Origin of the sequence: Synechococcus sp. CC9616, from assembly GCF_000515235.1 — a bacterium.
Lineage (GTDB): Bacteria > Cyanobacteriota > Cyanobacteriia > PCC-6307 > Cyanobiaceae > Parasynechococcus.
Map to the genome: position 1 here is coordinate 1,329,937 of NZ_KI911558.1, position 17,180 is coordinate 1,347,116.

Genomic DNA, 17,180 nt, shown 5'->3' on the forward strand with positions numbered 1-17,180 from the left:
TCTCAGTCAGGCCTATCACGATCCAGGCGACTCCTGCCAGAAAAGACGGAATTGATCGGCGAGGGCATTGAGGATCAGAGGCTGCACCTGGTCTGTCGTCAATCCAGGGATCCACTCCGACAAACGCCCCACCTCGCGCCCCTCAAGCCCGCAGGCGGTGATCGCGCTGAAACCGCTCAGATCGCAGTCGACATTCAGCGAGAGACCATGCTGGGTGATCCAACGACGGCAGCCGATTCCGATCGCACCAACCTTGCGGCCGTCCAGCCACAGCCCGGTGAGTCCCGCCTGGCGTTCCCCACATAGACCCAGCTCAGCCAACACATCGATCAACACCTGCTCCAGCACCCGCAGATGGACATGCAGATCAGGCGTGCGGCGCTGCAGATCCAACACGGGATAAACAACGATCTGACCCGGCACATGGTGGGTCACCTCACCGCCTCGATCGATGTGATGCAGCGGATGTGGCGGCTGCGCCACATCGAAATGGAGATGATCGAGGCTTGCCCCGCGCCCAAGGGTGTAGCAGGGGGGGTGCTGCAGGATCCAGACCGCCTCCGGTGCCGTGACATCGGCCATCAGGCGTTCCTGCCAGCGACGTTGATCCGCCCAGGCGATTTCAAAGGGGACCGGATCCGGCGGCTGGAAACAAATTGCTCCCTCTGGGTGTGCCGATGCGCTCACCGGATCTAACTTGCTGTTAACAACCGGCAAGGAACAAGGCATGAAGTTGCTGATCCATGGTCGCAACCTCGAGATCACGCCTGCCCTGAGGACCTATACCCAGACAAAGCTGGAGCGGGCCATTCATCATTTCGGCGACGTGGTGCGAGAGGCGGACGTTCACCTGTCCGTGGCCAGGAACCCACGGGTACCGCAGCAGACGGCGGAGGTGACGGTGTTCGCCAATGGAACCGTGATCCGGGCACAGGAACGCAGTGAGAACCTCTACGCCAGCATCGATCTTGCTGCCGGCAAGCTCTGTCGGCAGCTGCGTCGCTGGAAGGACCGCCACAGCGACCACCATCACAGCCATGGCCATCGGGCCAGCATCACGCCGGGCACGGAAACCGTCAGCGCCGAGAGCCAGGTGGATGAGTCGTTGCTCAAGGGTCGTGAGGCGGAACTGCCCAACCCCGGCGTGCGACGCAAATACTTTTCAATGCCACCGATGAGCCTCGATGAGGCGCGCCGGCAGCTGGATCTGATCGATCACGACTTTTACCTGTTCCGGGAGCGTGACAGCGATGAGCTTCAGGTGATCTATCACCGCAATCACGGCGGATACGGTGTGATCCAGGCGAGGAACTGAGCCGCCAGTCACCAATGGTCGAGTCGAAGCTGGAGCTGCCGGATCTGCCTCCGCTGATGGATCAGGCCATCCTCGACCCTCTGCTGACGCAGGAGGAGCTGATCACCGCCTGTGATGCCGGCCGGCAGGAGAACGTGCGCGCGATCTGCACCACCCTGCGACTGCTGGAACCCCTGCGGGAAAGACTTGGAAAAACCGGAGGACCACGCCTGGTGGCGGTGGTTGGCTTCCCTTTCGGCTCATTGCCAGGCGAGCTCAAGCAGATGGAAGCGGAATGGGCTGCGGCACGGGGGGCTGAAGAGCTGGACATGGTTCCCGATTTCACGGCCCTGATCAATCAGAACTCCGGTGCCTTCGCTGAAGAAATCGCTGGTATTTGCGAACTGGGACTTCCAGTGAGAGTCGTGCTGGATATGGCCCGGCTCAGCGAAGACCTGATCACGCTGGCGGTGGACGCAGCAATCGATGCCGGTGCCGCCGGTCTACAAACCAGTAACGGCTTCGGGCCTGCCACCAGCACAACCCAGGTGAAACAGTTGCTGGGCCTCGCTCGAGGCCGCTGTGCCGTCAAAGCCGCTGGCGGAATTCACACGCCAGAGCTGGCGATCGACCTGGTGGAAGCCGGCGCCTCCCTGCTGGGTACGAGCAGCGCTCCCCAGCTGCTTCAGGCGTTAAGACGGCCCGCCGGTTAGGTGAGCGAACGACGCCTGGAGGGCCTCGTCCTGAAGGTGGGCCCACTGGGAGAACACGACCGATTGCTGACCCTGCTCAGCGATGAGGAAGGCATCACCCGACTGGCGGTCCCGGGCGCTCGACGTCCCAAAAGCAGTCTCGCGGCTGCAGCACCGCTCACCCTGCTCGAGCTTCAGGTGGGCGGGCGCAGCGGCCTGGCGCGCGTGAGACAACTCCGAATTCAGCGCAGCTTCTCCAGACTGGGGCGCGACCTGGAAACCCTGGCCGCCTCTCAGGCGCTCAGCGATCTCTGCCTGCGACTCACGGCCGACAACGACCCGATCCCAGGACTGTTCACCACCGTGATCCTGCACTTGGAGCGACTTGAATCAAGCGACCTGAGCCGAGACGAGGTTCTGGCATCGTCAGTTCAGGCTTGCGTCCACCTGCTCACGCTTGGGGGCTACAGCCTGCCGTTGCAGAGCTGCTGCCTCACTGGCGTTCCTCTGCAGCCTCCACTCGGGCAATGGCACTGGCGCTGCAGCCTGCTGCCGGAGGATGGATTCGCGATCGGCTCGCAGCCGCAGGCACGCCTGGAGCTCAATCCCTCCGAGCTTGCCCTGCTGCAGCGGCTCATCCGGGCGGATCTCCCGCGTCGGCAGAACGGAGACCTGATGGGCCCTCGACGGGTGTGGTTGAGGCTGCTGACGGTGATCGATGTCTGGATCCAAACCCATCTGCAACGCAAGAACCGTGCCCTGGCGATGTTGAGAGACAGCCTGCAGACGCCAGACATGGGCGATCATGACGGCGACGAGAAAGGATCTTGAGCGGCACCGACTCCAGCCTTCCATCGGACGGGGGTCGCGGACTGCGATCCGTAATGCGTCTCGATGGCTTCAGGAAGCTTTGGATCGGCCAGATCTTCTCCCAGCTGGCCGACAAGTTCTACATCGTTCTGATGGTGTTTCTGATCGCCCAGTACTGGGTGAGCAGCGACCCGCAGAGCCATGGAGCTCTGACGGAAATCGCCTCAGCGATTCGGATGGATATCGAGACGAGGGCCGAGCGGATCACCCTGCTGGCCACGGGCATCTACGTGGCCAATACGCTGCCGGCCATCCTGCTGGGGATGCTGGCCGGAGTCTGGGCAGACCGGTGGCCGAAACGACGGGTGATGGTGATCTCCAATGCGATGCGGGCGCTGCTTGTGCTGTTCGCCCCGTTCTGCTTGATGCCTGGCCCCCTGTTTCTCGGCCTGAGCTGGGGGTACTGGGCGCTGTTGCTGATGACCTTCCTGGAGTCGGTGCTCACCCAGTTTTTTGCACCGGCTGAGCAAGCAGCGATCCCCCTCCTCGTTCCAGGCAACAAACTGCTGGCCGCGAACTCGCTGTATCAGGCCACCAGCATGGCCGCCACGATCATCGGCTTCGCCCTCGGCCAGCCGATTTTGAGGTTGCTCAATCAGACCTTCCTGAAAATCGGGTTATCCGGCGGCGAATTTCTTCTGCTGCCGTTCTGTTACGGCATGGCGGCATTCAGCATCAGCGCGATCCGACTGAACGAAACACCCCAAACACCACGCAGCATCGGAATCGGACAGGAGCTTCGAGAAGGACTCCAGGTCCTCGTCAAGCGGGCCTCAGTGCGCAGGGCCATGCGCAACCTGGTGTTGCTCTACAGCTTGCTGGCGGCGATGTACGTACTGGCCATCAGCCTGGCGGGATCGATCGGCAGCCTCGGACCGACAGGCTTCGGGACCCTGCTGGCCATGAGCGGACTCGGCATGGCCATCGGCGCCGTCCTCACAGCGCAGCTTGGGCATCAGATCAGCCGGCACCATCTCGGGGCCAGTGGCCTGGCGGCCATCACGGTCTGCCTGGCACTGCTTGGACAGCTTCAGGGACGTTTGCTGGTGACGTTGACGCTTTGCATGGTGTTGGGCGTTGGGGCGGCCCTCGTGGCCATCCCGGCGCAGACCACCATTCAGGAGGACACACCGGAAACGGAGCGAGGCCGAGTCTTCGGCCTTCAGAACAATCTGATCAACATCGCCCTAAGCCTGCCGCTGGTTCTGGCCGGCACCCTGGTGAGCAGCATCGGGCTGGAACCGGTGCTGATCCTGCTGGCTGCCCTGGCCGGTCTTGCGGCCTTGCTGGAGAGACCTTGGAAGCGCTGCTAACTTTCCGGTTCCCCAGGAGGAGGGTCGTCGAGGTTGGCGCAGATCGCCTGGTTGGGTAAGAAGTCGCCGTTCTGCGGGAATGTCTCCTACGGGTTGATCACCACGGAGGCTTTGCGCGTTCGCGGCCATCAAACTCACTTCATTCACTTCGATAACCCCCGCAGTCCAGAAGGATCTGCCACCGCGTTTCTGGCGAATGATCCGGATGTGAGCCTGCCCTATCTGGTGAAATCCCAGGTGTACACAATTCCCTCCCCCAGTGCCCATCGGGAGTTGCGGGACTGCCTTGCGCGGCTGAAGCCTGATCTTGTACACGCCAGCCTGACGCTTTCGCCGCTTGATTTCCGACTACCAGATCTCTGTCAGCAGCTGGGTGTGCCTCTGGTCGCCACCTTTCACCCACCCTTCGATTCCAGTCTCCGCAATCTCACTGCAGGCACGCAACAACTCTCTTATCAGTTGTACGCGCCGGCTCTGGCCCGCTACGACCGGGTGATCGTGTTTTCAAAGCTCCAGGCGGAGGTCCTGGAACGTCTGGGTGTCCCGGCTGATCGACTGAAAGTGATTCCCAACGGCGTCGATCCCGAGCGCTGGAGGCCGGCCGGCTCCGGCAAAAGTTCATTCATCCAGCAGCGGATCCATCAGCGGCTTGGAGGGGAGCGGATCTTCCTGTACATGGGTCGACTGGCCACCGAGAAAAATGTCGAGGCGCTTCTGCGGGCCTGGCGACTGGTGTCACCGGAAGGCTGCAAGTTGGTGATCGTTGGAGATGGCCCGCTGCGCAGCACCCTTCAGAACAGCTACGACGATCCCAACGTGCTCTGGTGGGGGTACGAGGAGGACCTGGATGCCAGGGTCGCCCTGCTGCAGTGTGCTGAGGTCTTCCTGCTTCCCAGCCTCGTTGAAGGCCTGTCACTGGCGTTACTGGAAGCCATGGCCTGTGGCACCGCATGTGTCGCCACGGATGCCGGTGCTGACGGAGAGGTGCTCGATCAGGGCGCCGGCATTGTGATGAGCACCCAGGGGGTCACCACCCAGCTGCGCACCCTGCTGCCCGTTCTGAAAGAACAGCCGGTGCTCACGAGGGAACTTGGCCATCAGGCACGCCAGCGAATCCTCGAGCGGTACACGCTTGGCAGCAATATTGACGCCATTGAGGCCTTGTACAGCACCCTGATTCCTGCTGCACCGCTGGCTGCCTGAACAGGGGCAGCTTGAATAGCAGCAGTTTGAACTAGTGCTCTTCGACGAAGGGCAACATGCGACGTCAGGCCAGTTCCCGACTGCGTTCCGCCGCCGCAATGACCGCTTCGATGAGTGCGGAGCGCAAGCCCGACTCTTCCAACACGCGCAACCCAGCGATGGTGGTGCCACCCGGAGAGCTCACCATGTCCTTGAGCACAGCAGGATGCAGTTCCCGGCCCTGAAGCAGGGCCGCCGTGCCAGCAAGGGTGCGATGGCTGAGACGGTGTGCCAAAGCCCTCGGCAGGCCGGCTGCAACAGCCCCATCGGCCATCGCTTCCGCCACCACAGCGACGAAGGCAGGACCTGAAGACGTCAATGCCAGGAAGGCATCGAGCTTCGCCTCGGGCAGCTCGAGCACTTCACCAACCGTGCGGAACAGATCCAAGACCTTGCTCTGCTGATCGGAGCCGACCCCCTCTCCCCAAGCCAGGGCCGTCAGACCAGCACCCACCAAGGAAGGCGTGTTGGGCACGGCGCGTACGCAGCGATGGTGCGGGAACAGCTGTTGGAGACGCTGCAGCGACACTCCAGCCAACACAGAAATCAGCAGTGGTTTGCCAGCCACCTGCGCCGGCGCAGCTGCAGCGACGGCGTCCAGCTGCTGGGGTTTAACAGCGAGCAACTGCAGGGGAACATGCCAGACCTGCTGGGCTGGCTCAGAGGCCGCCACATGAAGGCTGATTCCTTCAGGCAGTTCGGATCTGAGGCTCTGAACCCTTGCTTCACTGCCCACAACGGCAATCAGATCAGCTGGATCGAGATCGCCCCGTTCAAGAAGCGGCTGTACCAGCGCCTGAGCCATGCGGCCCAGGCCAATCACCCCAATCGCAGCCTTCACAACGCTGGAATTTCAGCCCTTCAAAGGGCTGCAGCTCCCCAGGCTGGAGAAGGGGCTGAAACGGATTCCAACTCTGAGGAGTCCGATTCCCTGGTTACCACCGTGGGGCTCGAGGCCTCTTCGTGGGTGGCATTGGTGACAGTGACGCAGCTCGGTGCGAACAGAAAAATACTTTCGCCGACACGCTCCTGATGGCCATCAATGGCGAAGGTTCCCCCCGCCACGAAATCAACAGCGCGCTGAGCCTGATCCGGCTCCATCATCGTCAGATTGAGGATGACAGTTTTACGTTCGCGCAAGGCCTGGATCGCACGTGGCATCTCATCAAAGCTTCTGGGCTCCATGAGATTGACTTCTGCCGATGCAGTGCTGATTCCCGGCATGCCGATCACATTTGATCCAGGCAGGCTGTCTCCAAGATCAAACGGATTGCTGTCTCCAATGGTCGCTAACGCACCACCATCGGCCTGACTGGCACGCTGATCATCTTCAACCTGCTCGTCGTCGTAGGCGAAGTCGTCGAGCTCACCATCGAGGTAATCATCTCCGGCGACGACAGCACGTAGACGGGAAATCAGCGACACCTTGGATTCCTCTCGGCCTGAGACAGGTAGGGCCATACCCCTAAATAGCGTTCCGATCAGCCAGGAGCAAGTCACTGTCAACCGTCTTTTACCGGTGGACGTGGACCAAAGAGGGCGGATCCGAGCCGCAACCACGTACTGCCCGCTGCCACCGCCTCACGCCAGTCGCCGCTCATCCCCATGGAGCGCTCCGGCAGCGCGAGGCGATCGGCAAGAGCAGCACACTCCCCGAACAGCACATGGCGCTCCTGGGAGGTCAATCCCTGGGGGGCCATGGTCATCAGTCCGCGGATACGCAGAGCCGGAAGCTCCCGGAGCCTGGGCCACACATCCAACAACTCCGCCGCCGACCAGCCCCCCTTGTTCGGATCAGGACGCAACTTCACCTGCAAAAACACCTCAGGGCTTCGGTTTTCCTCAGATGCAATCCGAGCGATCCGCTCCGCCAGGCTCCAGGACTCCAGGGAATGGATCACGCCAAAGGCACGCACCACAGCGCGCACCTTGTTGCTCTGCAGGCGACCGATGAAATGCCAGTTCAGCGCGAGGTCATCAAGCTCGGCCTGTTTCCGCTGCGCTTCCTGAAGCCGACTTTCACCAAAGGCTGTCTGCCCCAGGGCTGCAATCTCTTGGATCGCTGTAGCCGGGTGCCCCTTGCTCACCGCCAACAAGCGGGACCTCTCCGGCAGCTGAGCCCTCAGGTCATGCCAGCGATCAACGGAGTGCGAGGGCACGGCGTCAGATGAATGTCTGATCGAACAGCTGCCGCCAGTTCTCAACCTCTGCCGGCGCGTCGCGGCGACAGCGATTGAGATGGACCTCAGCGTGGTGGCGGGCATCCTGATAGGGAATGACCTCGAACTGGGCACCCCGGGGCTGCAGGGTCACCAGGAAGAACATGCGTTGGGCATACAGCGTGGCGTACACGTCACGCCCCTCTCCCGCAGGGGCCACCCGATACAGCATCCCGAAAGTGGGGTGATTGAGATAGCGCTCAGCACTCATCCAGCGGCTCACACCTACAGCTCACCGTACTTTCCGCGCAATCCCAGCAAAAGCAGCAGGCTGACTGCTGCCAGGAGATTTAACCAACGGGCGGGCGGATGGCGCTGCAATCGGAACACATCTGGACCCATCACCCGGCCACCGCGGGCGACCAGGGCCTCGGCGCCCTGCTCGGCGCGAAGCAGGATGTTGGCAAGCAAGCGCTCACCAACAGCGAGCACGAGCCCAAAGGCGGCCTTGAAGCCAAGCCGCCTGAGACTCACTGCCCGACTGATGAGTGAGCGCAGCAGGTTCTGCAGCTCCTCCTGAACCAGGGGCAGGAAACGCAGCGCCAGCAACAGCTGAAATCCCAACCGGTCCATCGGCAAACCAAGACGCTGCAGCGGAGACAGACACCAGTTCAGAGCCCAGACCAGATCCTCCGGCGTGGTGGTGATCAACACGAGGTTGACGCTGTGAATCACCGTGAAGATGAGCGTGGACGTGCGTAAACCGAGCAGAGCTGAGGCACGGTCAATCACCAGGGGACCAAGGGCAAACGACCCGATCCGCCAGGGCCCCAGGCGCACCAGATCCCAGGCTGGCCCCTCAGCAGCGGCTCCGGGCAGCTCATCGTCCGGACGCAGCGCCAGAGCAGCCGGAGGATCAACGGCTGGCAGCAGCATGGACAGGATCCCGACGGCCGCCGCCAGCAGCATCAGGACCATCAGGGAGCGCCACCAGAGCCGCACTGGCAAACCACTGCCCAGGGTGAGCAGCAGAAGCACCAGCACCAGAGCCAACCGCCAGATGGGTCCCGCCAGGACCGGCGTCAGCAAAAACAGCAGCGACCAGGCGAGCTTCAGGCGAGGGTCCAGTCGACGCATCCAACCGGTGGAGCCATCGACGTACTGCCCCATGGGGATCTGACGCAGCCAATCCATGAATCAGCTCTGACGCTTCTGCTGGCGGGCAAGATCACGCTCAACATCACGCTGTTGCTTGCCGCGCCAAAACAGTTTCACGGGAGTGCCATCGAAACCAAGGCCCTCACGGATCTGGCGTTCGACATAACGGCGATAGGTTTCGCCGAACAGCTTCGGCTCATTCACAAACAACGTGAAGCTGGGCGGACGGCTGGCGACCTGCGTGCCGTAATACAACCGTCCCTGGCGACCACCGCGTGTGGTGGGTGGACTGCGCCAGCTCAAGGCTTCCTTGAGCACTTCATTGACAACGGACGTGCTCACCCGCCGCCGATGTTGCTCAACGGCCACAGCGGCAATGGCAAAAATGCTGTCCACCCGCTGCCCGGTCAGCGCGGAGGTGAACAGCATCGGCGCCCAGTCCAGGAAATAAAGCTTTGCCCGCAGCTCCTTCTCCATGGCGGGCATCGTGTGGCTGTCCTTTTCGACGGCATCCCACTTGTTGACCACCACGACACAGGCCCTGCCGTCTTCCTCGATCCGCCCGGCCAAGCGCTGATCCTGCTCGGTCACACCATCGAGAGCATCGATCACCAACACGCAAACATCGCTGCGTTCGATCGCCTTGAAGCTGCGATTGATGCCGAAGTACTCGGGTCCATAACTGACGCTGCGGCGCCGCCGGATCCCCGCTGTATCGACCAATCGCCAGGTTCGGTTCTCGCGTTCGATGCTGGTGTCAATCGTGTCGCGGGTCGTGCCGCGAATCGGGCTGACGATGGCGCGGGTCTCACCGCAGATGGCATTAAGCAGGCTTGATTTGCCAACATTCGGCCGACCGATGATCGCCAGTTGAATCGGCTCCTCCTGCTCTCCCTCCTGATCTTTGGGTGGCAGGAAAGTAAGCACATGGTCCAGCAACTCACCGGTTCCGACTCCATGAATCGCTGAGATCGGATAGGGCTCCCCCAGTCCCAGGCTCCAGAACTCGGCGGCCATCGCCGCACCCTGCTCAGGCGACTCGCATTTGTTCACAGCCAGCAAGGTCGGGCAGGACTGCGTGCGCAGAAACTCAGCAATCGATTCGTCCGCGGCCGTGATCCCCTGCTGACCATCAGCGATTACCAATGCAACGCTGGCCTCTTCGAGGGCCAGGGCTGCCTGTTCACGGATCTCCGGCAGGAACTCACTGTCGTCGTCGAAAACCAGCCCGCCGGTGTCCACCACCTTGAACTCGCGGTCCCGCCAGAAACCATCCTGATAGGTGCGATCGCGTGTGACGCCGGGCTGATCGTGGACGATCGCCTCCCTGCTGCGACACAGGCGATTGACCAGCGTGGACTTGCCGACGTTGGGGCGTCCGATGATTGCGATGACGGGGCGCGCCAAAGGGCGGAACTCCGATCAATTCATGACCCTACAAAGGCGCCGAAACGGAAAACTTCCCAAGAGAGACTAATGAGTCTCATTTGAGACGGCTATGTGGTGGGCAGTGTCTTGAAGCGTCATGCTCGAGCTCGTCGCCAGCCTTGTGGTCGATCTCTCCGACCAGAACCTGACCGTCTACGACAGCAATCAGGAAATTGTTCGGGTGATTCCGGTCAGCACCGGCAAAGCCTCCACACCGACCCCGATCTTCAACAGCAAGGTGTTCACGAAGTACCGCTCCACCACGATGCGGGGACGCACGTACGTGGTGCACGGCGTCCCTTACACGATGTGCGTAAGCGCCAACGAAGCCATCTGCATCCATGCCGCTCCCTGGCAGGAGAACGCTGGACAGGCCTTTGGAGTCCCCCGCAGCAACGGCTGCGTGCGCATGCCCTTGGCCCATGCCCGCTGGCTGTTCCAGAACACGCCCACCGGCACGCCGATCTCAATCCAGGCCTGATCAGCGCACAGGCCGGTCCCCTGGGTGACCGGCCACAGGGTTCTCGGGAACGGCCAACCCAGGAGCCAGGGGGCCCGTCTCAGCCAGGGGCTCCCCCTGTTGCCTCAGCCAGGCCAACAGCCAGCTCACCGCTGTGGCCCGACGGGTGCGCCTCGGATAGAGCTCGCCGATGCGGTATCCCGTGAAGCCAAGCTGCTGCTTGAGGAGCTGTTTGTGCTCCTTGGGGATGGAGCGGGTGAGCTGCACCGATGGCGGACGCTCGGCAATCAGCTCCGGAGCGTTCGGGAATGCTTCTGACCACACCGCAGGTGTGTCGGGTCCGGCGTGCCAGCCGTCATCTCCAGCCAGATAGCCCAGTCGCTCCCAGATCCGTTCACAGACGAACTGATCACTGCAGCGATCCTCAAGAATCTGTTGAAACAGAGCGCGACTGAGGGGCCAGGGGTCAGACACGTGGATCGGCAGCATGGAGTGATGCTGACGTGTCGCCCTCTCCTGCTACCCGGCCGAGGCAGTCCTCGGGAACTGTCCTGCCGCGTCCTTCAATCGCCATTGGCCGGAGTGAGTGACAGGGTGTTCCGCGATCTGGTACGTCGCTGGGCTCCCAAAGCCCTCCTGTTCACCGAAATGGTCAATGCCACCAGCCTCGAGCTGGGGTTCGGACGCGGGAAGGTGGAGGAACTCGGCGAGGAGCCCGGACCCATCGGCGTGCAGCTCTTCGATCACCGTCCCACTGCCATGGCGGAGGCAGCGAAACGCGCTGAGGACGCCGGTGCCTACTTGATTGACATCAACATGGGCTGTCCGGTCCGCAAGATCGCCCGCAAAGGCGGTGGCTCCGGACTGATCAGGGATCCGGATCTGGCCGCACGAATCGTCGAAAGAGTTGTCGGCGCGGTGAATCTGCCCGTCACAGTAAAAACACGTCTGGGCTGGTGCGGCACCAACCTGGACCCGGTGCAGTGGTGCCGCCTGCTTCAGCAGGCAGGGGCCCAGATGCTCACCCTGCATGGCCGCACCCGCGAGCAGGCCTTTAAAGGAGCAGCCGATTGGCAGGCGATTGCCGAGGTGAAAAAGCACCTGTCGATTCCCTTGATCGCCAACGGCGACATCAGAACGCCGGATGATGCCCTGAGATGCCTCGAGCAGACGGGCGCCGATGGCGTGATGGTGGGTAGGGGGACCATGGGCGCACCCTGGCTGGTGGGGCAGATCGATGCTGCATTGAACGGCCGTTCAGTCCCGTCCACCCCTGGACCGCTGGAACGGGTTGAACTGGCTCGCGATCAAATGCTGGCTCTTGTGAAAGCCCGAGGCGATCACGGCCTGCTGATCGCCAGGAAGCACATGGGTTGGACCTGCACGGGTTTTCAGGGAGCTCCGCAGCTGCGCCAGGCCCTGATGCGCGCGCCCACACCAGAGGCCGCCTTAACGTTGATTAATGATCAAATCAGGGTTCTGAGTGAGCCTGCTTCTGCTCCTCTGGCCCCTCTGGCTCACCCGACGACCTGAGGCGCACTCGCCGCTATGGGCCCGCCGAAGCCTGATCCTGCTGATCACCGGGCTGATCATTCGATATCTGGCCTGGCGCTGCACAGCCAGCCTCAACCTTGAGTCCCCAGCATCCACCGCCCTCAGCCGGGTGTTGCTTGCGGCAGAAAGCTGGTTACTGGTGACCGGGTTGTTGCCCTTATGGCTGGCCTGGAGGAGATTCCCCGACCGTCGACAGCAGGCGCATGAGACAGCCAAGGCCTTTCGCAACAGCGCCTGGAAGCCCCACGTCGACATCTTGATCCCGACCTGGGGAGAACCTCTGGACGTGCTTGAGCGCACCCTGATGGGCTGCCTGAACCAGACCTACCCACACACCTCGGTGTATCTGCTGGATGACAGCAACCGAAACGACGTCAGAGCGCTGTCTCGACACCTGGGATGCCACTACCGCCACAGACCGGAACGGGCCAATGCCAAAGCCGGCAATCTCAACGATGGGCTCCGCCTCGGCCGAGGCGAACTGATCGCCGTGTTCGATGCCGACTTCATTCCCCAGCAGCGGTTTCTGGAATGCAGCATCGGACTGCTCGAGGATCCCGGCATCGGCTTGGTTCAGACGCCTCAGTGCTTCATGAATGCCGATCCAGTGATGCGCAATCTGGGAATGGAGCGATGGCTGCTGCCGGATGAGGAGAGCTTTTATCGCTGGATCGAGCCGGTGCGGGACGGCTGGGGTGCTGTGGTGTGCGCCGGCACCTCATTCGTCGTGAAACGCGAGGCCCTCCAACAGGTTGGGGGATTCGTTGAGCAAGCGCTGTCCGAGGACTTTGTCACCGGCATTGCACTCAGAGCGAAGGGTTGGCGATTGGTTTACCTCCAGCAAAAGCTGAGTGCCGGCCTGGCGGCGGAATCGATGCTCGATTTCGTTCGCCAGCGCCAACGCTGGGCTGCTGGCACCTTGCAGAGTTTGCATCTGGAGAGCGGGCCTCTCCGCGCCAAGAACCTCTCAATCGGGCAACGACTGGCCTATCTGGAGGGAGTGATCCATTGGCTCAACAACATCCCCAGACTGATCCTGATGTTGATGCCCCTGAGTTACGGCTTGCTGGGAATCACACCGATCAACATCAGCGTTGAGGCGATCCTGTACCTGCTCGTGCCCCTCTGGGGAACGATGCTCCTGGGCATCGGCTGGCTCAATCGTGGCAGCCGTGCAGCACTGCTGGGGGAACTCACCAGCTGGGTGCTCACCGTGCCGCTCACCCTCACCGTGATCAGCAGCAGCCTGGGGCGTCGCCTGGGCTTCCAGGTCACGCCCAAACATCAGACCCGTTCGAGAGCCGGCTGGAGCTGGGCCCTGGCAGCGCCCCTGCTGCTGCTCTCCGCACTCAATGCAACCAATCTGATTCTGCTTCTGTTCTCCCTACCCGCGCTGGGGCCGCGGGCGTGGGATCAAGGAATGCTCGGCCTGGTTTGGGCCTGCCTCAATCTGCTGGGAACGTTGATCGCGCTGAGAGCCTGCTGGGATCCCGCGATTGACAATGCCAGCCCCTGGTTCGCCGTCGATCTCGAGGCATGGATCGGTGACGCTGGCGGCCATCTACACCCCTGCCGGATCAGGGCCATCAGCGAACAGGGAGCCGAGCTCAGCTTCGAGGGATCCGCTCCTCCTTTGGTGGCGAGCAGCCAAGTGCAGTGGGACAGTCGGATCCCGGCCCTGCACTTCTCGCTCAAGGCGGTTGGTGCGTCAGCTCACTCCGTGAGCTGGGAACCCATGGACGCGATGCAGCGCAGGGCGCTGATGACATGGCTCTACGGACGCGATCAGTGCTGGGTGGATCGCATCGCTCCGCAGGAATGGAAAGCCCTGCTGGTTCTGCTAAAGCGACTGCTGCAGGGCCGTCCTGACCTTGGCCCCCTGCATCGAAGCCTCATCCCCATCGCCCCTCAAGGCAACACATCAGGCCATCTTTGACGGATCAGCAGCAGTGAGAAGTAGGGACGTTCTTCAGCTGCGATCTGCTCGGCAGGAGCAATGCATTGGTCAGGCCATCCCACCTTCTCGGCAAATAGAGAACGAGACAGGAGACCTCGCTGCTCCAGAAGAGGACGAAGCCAGCGCCAACGACGTCCAAGCTTGAGCAAGGCCAGGTTTTGTCCCTGCTCCTCGGCGTGGCTGGCCATCCTCTCGAAATCCAACTCGGAATCAGGACAGGGAGCCACCAGGAGCTGGTCCTGCTGCAGCGCCAGGGGCCAGACAGCCGCTGCTGCCGTCGACGAGAAGGATGTGATTCCAGGGATCACCCGCAGCTGGCAACTGGGGTGACGTTGCTGTAGGGACAACAACACATAGCTGCCGCTGGCAAACAAGGAGGCATCCCCCTCACAAAGCAGCACCACCTGTTTGCCGGTGGAGACTTCAGACGCCAGCAGATCGGCCGCAGCCTTCCAGGCCTGTTGTCGTGGTTCCGGTGCCTCCACCATTGGAAACACCACCGAAAGCTGGGGCTGATCAGGCTTGATCCAGTGACTGGCGATCCGCATCGCCATGCTGATTCCGCCCTCACAAGCCACCGGGGCAACGATCAGATCAGCCTGTTCGATGGCACGGACCGCGGCCACTGTGAGCAGATCGGGATCTCCTGGACCGACTCCGACAAGCGTGAGTGCTCCCCAGTTCTGCGGGTCGATGATGGCCAGGGAACCTGTCGTCCGGAGTCAGACGGTGAGTCGCCTCAGCATCTTTCCAGAGAGTGCGGCGGATGGCGGGGCGAGGCCCGCCGAGCCGCTGCTGGTGAGCCACGATCCGCTGACCATCCAGCAGGAGCTTGGCCAGCGGGGGATCGGCTTCGAGCGCTGGCCGGTGCGGACCCGTTTACCCCAGGGTGCTGATCAGACAACGGTTCTGCAGGCCTTCAGAACAGATGTGGAGCGAGTCCTCTCAGAAGCAGGGCACGCCAGCGTTGATGCTCTGCGGGTCACACCGAGCCATCCCGACAAGGACTCTCTGCGTCGACGTTTTCTCAGTGAACACACCCATACCGATGACGAGGTGCGCTTTTTCGTGGAGGGCCGCGGGCTGTTCTGTCTGCACATCGGAACTGAAGTGCTTGCCGTTCTCTGTGAACGGGATGATCTGATTCAGATTCCCGCCGGCACTCGCCACTGGTTTGACATGGGCGATCAGCCGCAGTTCTGCGTCCTGCGTTTCCATGGCAACAACCCGGGTTGGCTGGCAACCTTCACCGGAGATCCGATTGCGGAACGGTTTCCGAGGCTGGAATGAGCAACGTCCCCCTGCCGAATCGGCCCATGCATTGGGTCAAGCTGTCCTTCGGTCTGATCATCGTTGTGGCCAGCTCAGCACTGGTTGCTGAACGCACCTGGGCGGACGATGCATCAGTCGCCCGCAAGGTGGCCAGGATCGAGCTGGCGAGAAGCATTCGATCGTTTGCTGCCAGCACGCTTGCCAATGGTCAATGTCTGGTGAAGGCCGGACGCCTTAGTCAGCGCCAGATCAACAAGGCCATGCCCATCGCCCTGCGCGAAATGGGGATCAGCCCCACTGTGCTGACCAATCCACAGGTGATCAAAGCCGCCGGAATGTTGCAGCCGGAACTCGATGACGACTGCGGGCTGACGTCGATGGATGCGGAAAAGGCACGCGAACTGGTAAACGACGAGCTGTAAGTCCCGGCTCGGGTCCAGTCGGAGACGCCTAAACAACCGACTTTTTTCTCCTCGAAAAAAAGAAGATCTCCATACGGTGCGCTTCTCTTTTTCTTTGATGGATGAATTCAGCGCGCGTTCTGGCGGCAACCCTGCTGATTCCTGCCTTGCAGGCACCGGCCAGTGCCAACGACCTGGCGACGCTGCCGTCGTCCGAATCCGTCCTGGTTCTGGAGCGAACCTCGCGCCAGCTCTCCCGCACAGGAGATCCGATCTGGAATCTTCGTCTTGAGAGCCCTGGCGAAACAACACTGCACTTCGAAGCGGTCACTGGTCGCGCCCATCGACAGAACGCTGATCGCCACGTTGCCGGCACTCGGGCCCCTCTCCCCGCCGGCCGATACAGCCTGGGCCCTGTGGAGCCCCTCGGCCCTCAGGATCCCAGTGAATTGGGTCCCGTCTGGATCGGTATTGAGCCTCTGTTCCGCACGGGACGGGGCCACCTCGGCATTCACCTCGACCCAAGCGCCAATCGCAATGCCAACAGCGGCACACTCGGATGCGTTGGCCTAATTCGCCGCAGCGACATGTTGAAACTGGCCGATCTGATTGAGCGCCGAAACGTTCAGGCACTGGTGGTGAACGATTGATGGTCTCTCGATGGGGACTGACCTGGGGTGGCTGGCTCGATAACAGGAGAGGCGAATGGTGGCTCCTGGCCCAGATGATCCTGATCGCCGCCCACCTCTTGCCACCATGGCCGGCTCCGGCGACCTGGGGACTGGCCATCTGGCCGCGACCTCTGTTTGGCCTCGGGAGCCTGATTGTGCTGGCTGGCTTTGCACTGGCCGGACAGGGATTTCTGGCTCTTGGCGCCAGCCTCTCGCCACTCCCTGCTCCACGCGACGACAACCGCCTAATCACCAACGGGGCCTACCAACGCTGTCGCCATCCGCTGTATCAGGCGGTGCTGGTCTGCTCACTTGGTGTGGTGATTGCCCTGGGGAGTGTTCTGCACCTGCTGCTGCTGATCGCTCTCACCATGGTTCTGCGCGGCAAGGCCAAACGCGAAGAGAAAGCCTTGCTGGCCAAGCATCCCGACTATGCCCAATACCGCCAGAGCGTCCCGGCCATCGTTCCAGGACTGCCTGGCCTTGACTGGCGTTCGCGATAAAAGCTGTGCCAGACCTCTTCGTGCTGAAATGTTGGAAATTTTCAAGATCTGATGACGTTGGGGGCTAGCGACCGCAAGGGAATCATCCTCGCTGGGGGTAGTGGCACCAGGCTTCATCCGATCACGCAAGCCGTCAGCAAACAGTTACTGCCGGTGTATGACAAGCCGATGATCTATTACCCACTCAGCACGCTGATGCTGGCGGG

22 protein-coding genes are annotated in these 17,180 nt (G+C 61.9%); 13 read left to right on the top strand and 9 right to left on the bottom strand.

Annotation, left to right across the window (positions count from 1 at the left end):
- Window positions 1-15: 15 nt before the first annotated feature.
- A complete protein-coding gene (lipB, locus tag SYN9616_RS0107895; protein ID WP_028952602.1) occupies window positions 16-717 on the bottom strand; it encodes a lipoyl(octanoyl) transferase LipB in 702 nt (233 codons plus the stop codon).
- A gap of 10 nt (window positions 718-727) precedes the next feature.
- Here lipB and hpf point away from each other — a divergent pair, with 10 nt between their 5' ends.
- Genes hpf through SYN9616_RS15510 form a run of 5 tightly spaced genes read left to right on the top strand, consistent with a single transcriptional unit; the run spans window position 728 to window position 5,372 of the window.
- Window positions 728-1,315, top strand: coding sequence for a ribosome hibernation-promoting factor, HPF/YfiA family (gene hpf / locus SYN9616_RS0107900; RefSeq protein WP_028952603.1), 588 nt, complete (start codon window positions 728-730; stop codon window positions 1,313-1,315).
- Window positions 1,316-1,329: 14 nt separating this feature from the next.
- Window positions 1,330-2,007: a deoxyribose-phosphate aldolase gene (deoC, locus tag SYN9616_RS0107905; RefSeq protein ID WP_028952604.1), complete on the top strand. Its 678-nt coding sequence runs from the start codon at window positions 1,330-1,332 to the stop codon at window positions 2,005-2,007.
- On the top strand, window positions 2,008-2,817 hold the full coding sequence (gene recO, locus SYN9616_RS0107910; RefSeq protein WP_028952605.1) for a DNA repair protein RecO: 810 nt from the start codon (window positions 2,008-2,010) through the stop codon (window positions 2,815-2,817).
- A 53-nt stretch (window positions 2,818-2,870) separates the two neighbouring features.
- Window positions 2,871-4,169 (top strand): MFS transporter, encoded by a 1,299-nt coding sequence (locus tag SYN9616_RS0107915; RefSeq protein WP_084218326.1) that lies wholly within the window; start codon window positions 2,871-2,873, stop codon window positions 4,167-4,169.
- Window positions 4,170-4,202: 33 nt separating this feature from the next.
- Window positions 4,203-5,372, top strand: a complete 1,170-nt coding sequence (locus tag SYN9616_RS15510) for a glycosyltransferase family 4 protein (protein WP_037990826.1) — start codon at window positions 4,203-4,205, stop codon at window positions 5,370-5,372.
- Between the two features lie 64 nt (window positions 5,373-5,436).
- Here the strand turns inward: SYN9616_RS15510 and proC are convergent, their stop codons facing one another.
- From proC to der, 6 genes are all read right to left on the bottom strand, one after another.
- Window positions 5,437-6,252: a pyrroline-5-carboxylate reductase gene (gene proC, locus SYN9616_RS0107935; RefSeq protein WP_028952608.1), complete on the bottom strand. Its 816-nt coding sequence runs from the start codon at window positions 6,250-6,252 to the stop codon at window positions 5,437-5,439.
- A 20-nt stretch (window positions 6,253-6,272) separates the two neighbouring features.
- Window positions 6,273-6,836, bottom strand: a complete 564-nt coding sequence (locus SYN9616_RS0107940) for a cell division protein SepF (RefSeq protein WP_028952609.1) — start codon at window positions 6,834-6,836, stop codon at window positions 6,273-6,275.
- Window positions 6,837-6,913: 77 nt separating this feature from the next.
- Window positions 6,914-7,570 carry a YggS family pyridoxal phosphate-dependent enzyme gene (locus SYN9616_RS0107945; protein WP_028952610.1) on the bottom strand — a complete coding sequence of 219 codons (657 nt, stop codon included), beginning with the start codon at window positions 7,568-7,570 and terminating at the stop codon, window positions 6,914-6,916.
- Between the two features lie 4 nt (window positions 7,571-7,574).
- Window positions 7,575-7,841: a PipX family protein gene (locus SYN9616_RS0107950; RefSeq protein ID WP_028952611.1), complete on the bottom strand. Its 267-nt coding sequence runs from the start codon at window positions 7,839-7,841 to the stop codon at window positions 7,575-7,577.
- A gap of 14 nt (window positions 7,842-7,855) precedes the next feature.
- On the bottom strand, window positions 7,856-8,764 hold the full coding sequence (locus SYN9616_RS0107955) for an energy-coupling factor transporter transmembrane component T (RefSeq protein WP_028952612.1): 909 nt from the start codon (window positions 8,762-8,764) through the stop codon (window positions 7,856-7,858).
- Window positions 8,765-8,767: 3 nt separating this feature from the next.
- On the bottom strand, window positions 8,768-10,135 hold the full coding sequence (gene der, locus SYN9616_RS0107960; protein WP_028952613.1) for a ribosome biogenesis GTPase Der: 1,368 nt from the start codon (window positions 10,133-10,135) through the stop codon (window positions 8,768-8,770).
- A 118-nt stretch (window positions 10,136-10,253) separates the two neighbouring features.
- On the opposite strand from der, the gene SYN9616_RS0107965 reads away from it, so the two are divergent.
- Entirely contained in the window at window positions 10,254-10,637 is a 384-nt protein-coding gene (locus tag SYN9616_RS0107965; protein WP_028952614.1) for a L,D-transpeptidase, read from the top strand.
- Here SYN9616_RS0107965 and SYN9616_RS0107970 read toward each other — a convergent pair whose 3' ends face one another.
- Window positions 10,638-11,105, bottom strand: coding sequence for a DUF1823 family protein (locus tag SYN9616_RS0107970; RefSeq protein ID WP_028952615.1), 468 nt, complete (start codon window positions 11,103-11,105; stop codon window positions 10,638-10,640).
- 6 nt (window positions 11,106-11,111) lie between these two features.
- On the opposite strand from SYN9616_RS0107970, the gene dusB reads away from it, so the two are divergent.
- A complete protein-coding gene (gene dusB / locus SYN9616_RS15515; protein WP_051411101.1) occupies window positions 11,112-12,149 on the top strand; it encodes a tRNA dihydrouridine synthase DusB in 1,038 nt (345 codons plus the stop codon).
- Window positions 12,100-14,106, top strand: a complete 2,007-nt coding sequence (locus tag SYN9616_RS0107980; protein ID WP_028952616.1) for a glycosyltransferase — start codon at window positions 12,100-12,102, stop codon at window positions 14,104-14,106. The genes dusB and SYN9616_RS0107980 overlap by 50 nt, the downstream gene beginning before the upstream one ends.
- Here the strand turns inward: SYN9616_RS0107980 and SYN9616_RS0107985 are convergent.
- Complete coding sequence (locus SYN9616_RS0107985; RefSeq protein ID WP_232200177.1) at window positions 14,079-14,753, bottom strand: precorrin-2 C(20)-methyltransferase; 675 nt, start codon at window positions 14,751-14,753, stop codon at window positions 14,079-14,081. The two genes, SYN9616_RS0107980 and SYN9616_RS0107985, sit on opposite strands and share 28 nt — an antisense overlap.
- A gap of 103 nt (window positions 14,754-14,856) precedes the next feature.
- On the opposite strand from SYN9616_RS0107985, the gene SYN9616_RS0107990 reads away from it, so the two are divergent.
- The 5 genes from SYN9616_RS0107990 to SYN9616_RS17950 form a co-directional block, all read left to right on the top strand.
- Window positions 14,857-15,417 (top strand): acireductone dioxygenase, encoded by a 561-nt coding sequence (locus tag SYN9616_RS0107990; protein ID WP_028952618.1) that lies wholly within the window; start codon window positions 14,857-14,859, stop codon window positions 15,415-15,417.
- Window positions 15,414-15,821, top strand: coding sequence for a hypothetical protein (locus SYN9616_RS15520; RefSeq protein WP_051410988.1), 408 nt, complete (start codon window positions 15,414-15,416; stop codon window positions 15,819-15,821). The genes SYN9616_RS0107990 and SYN9616_RS15520 overlap by 4 nt, the downstream gene beginning before the upstream one ends.
- A gap of 101 nt (window positions 15,822-15,922) precedes the next feature.
- Window positions 15,923-16,450 carry a L,D-transpeptidase gene (locus SYN9616_RS0108000; RefSeq protein ID WP_028952619.1) on the top strand — a complete coding sequence of 176 codons (528 nt, stop codon included), beginning with the start codon at window positions 15,923-15,925 and terminating at the stop codon, window positions 16,448-16,450.
- Window positions 16,450-16,974, top strand: a complete 525-nt coding sequence (locus SYN9616_RS0108005; RefSeq protein WP_028952620.1) for an isoprenylcysteine carboxylmethyltransferase family protein — start codon at window positions 16,450-16,452, stop codon at window positions 16,972-16,974. Before SYN9616_RS0108000 ends, SYN9616_RS0108005 begins: the two co-directional genes overlap by 1 nt.
- 51 nt (window positions 16,975-17,025) lie before the next feature.
- On the top strand, window positions 17,026-17,180 hold a 155-nt coding region (locus tag SYN9616_RS17950), incomplete at its 3' end, for a sugar phosphate nucleotidyltransferase (RefSeq protein WP_037990831.1).

Bases quoted from the DNA above. Each gene is read 5' to 3' on its own strand.
- hpf (WP_028952603.1), top strand. From the start codon at position 728: ATGAAGTTGCTGATCCATGGTCGCAACCTCGAGATCACGCCTGCCCTG.
- deoC (WP_028952604.1), top strand. From the start codon at position 1,330: ATGGTCGAGTCGAAGCTGGAGCTGCCGGATCTGCCTCCGCTGATGGAT.
- SYN9616_RS0107915 (WP_084218326.1), top strand. From the start codon at position 2,871: ATGCGTCTCGATGGCTTCAGGAAGCTTTGGATCGGCCAGATCTTCTCC.
- SYN9616_RS0107950 (WP_028952611.1), bottom strand. From the start codon at position 7,841: ATGAGTGCTGAGCGCTATCTCAATCACCCCACTTTCGGGATGCTGTAT.
- SYN9616_RS0107955 (WP_028952612.1), bottom strand. From the start codon at position 8,764: ATGGATTGGCTGCGTCAGATCCCCATGGGGCAGTACGTCGATGGCTCC.
- SYN9616_RS0107965 (WP_028952614.1), top strand. From the start codon at position 10,254: ATGCTCGAGCTCGTCGCCAGCCTTGTGGTCGATCTCTCCGACCAGAAC.
- SYN9616_RS0107970 (WP_028952615.1), bottom strand. From the start codon at position 11,105: ATGCTGCCGATCCACGTGTCTGACCCCTGGCCCCTCAGTCGCGCTCTG.
- dusB (WP_051411101.1), top strand. From the start codon at position 11,112: ATGCTGACGTGTCGCCCTCTCCTGCTACCCGGCCGAGGCAGTCCTCGG.
- SYN9616_RS15520 (WP_051410988.1), top strand. From the start codon at position 15,414: ATGAGCAACGTCCCCCTGCCGAATCGGCCCATGCATTGGGTCAAGCTG.
- SYN9616_RS0108000 (WP_028952619.1), top strand. From the start codon at position 15,923: ATGAATTCAGCGCGCGTTCTGGCGGCAACCCTGCTGATTCCTGCCTTG.
- SYN9616_RS0108005 (WP_028952620.1), top strand. From the start codon at position 16,450: ATGGTCTCTCGATGGGGACTGACCTGGGGTGGCTGGCTCGATAACAGG.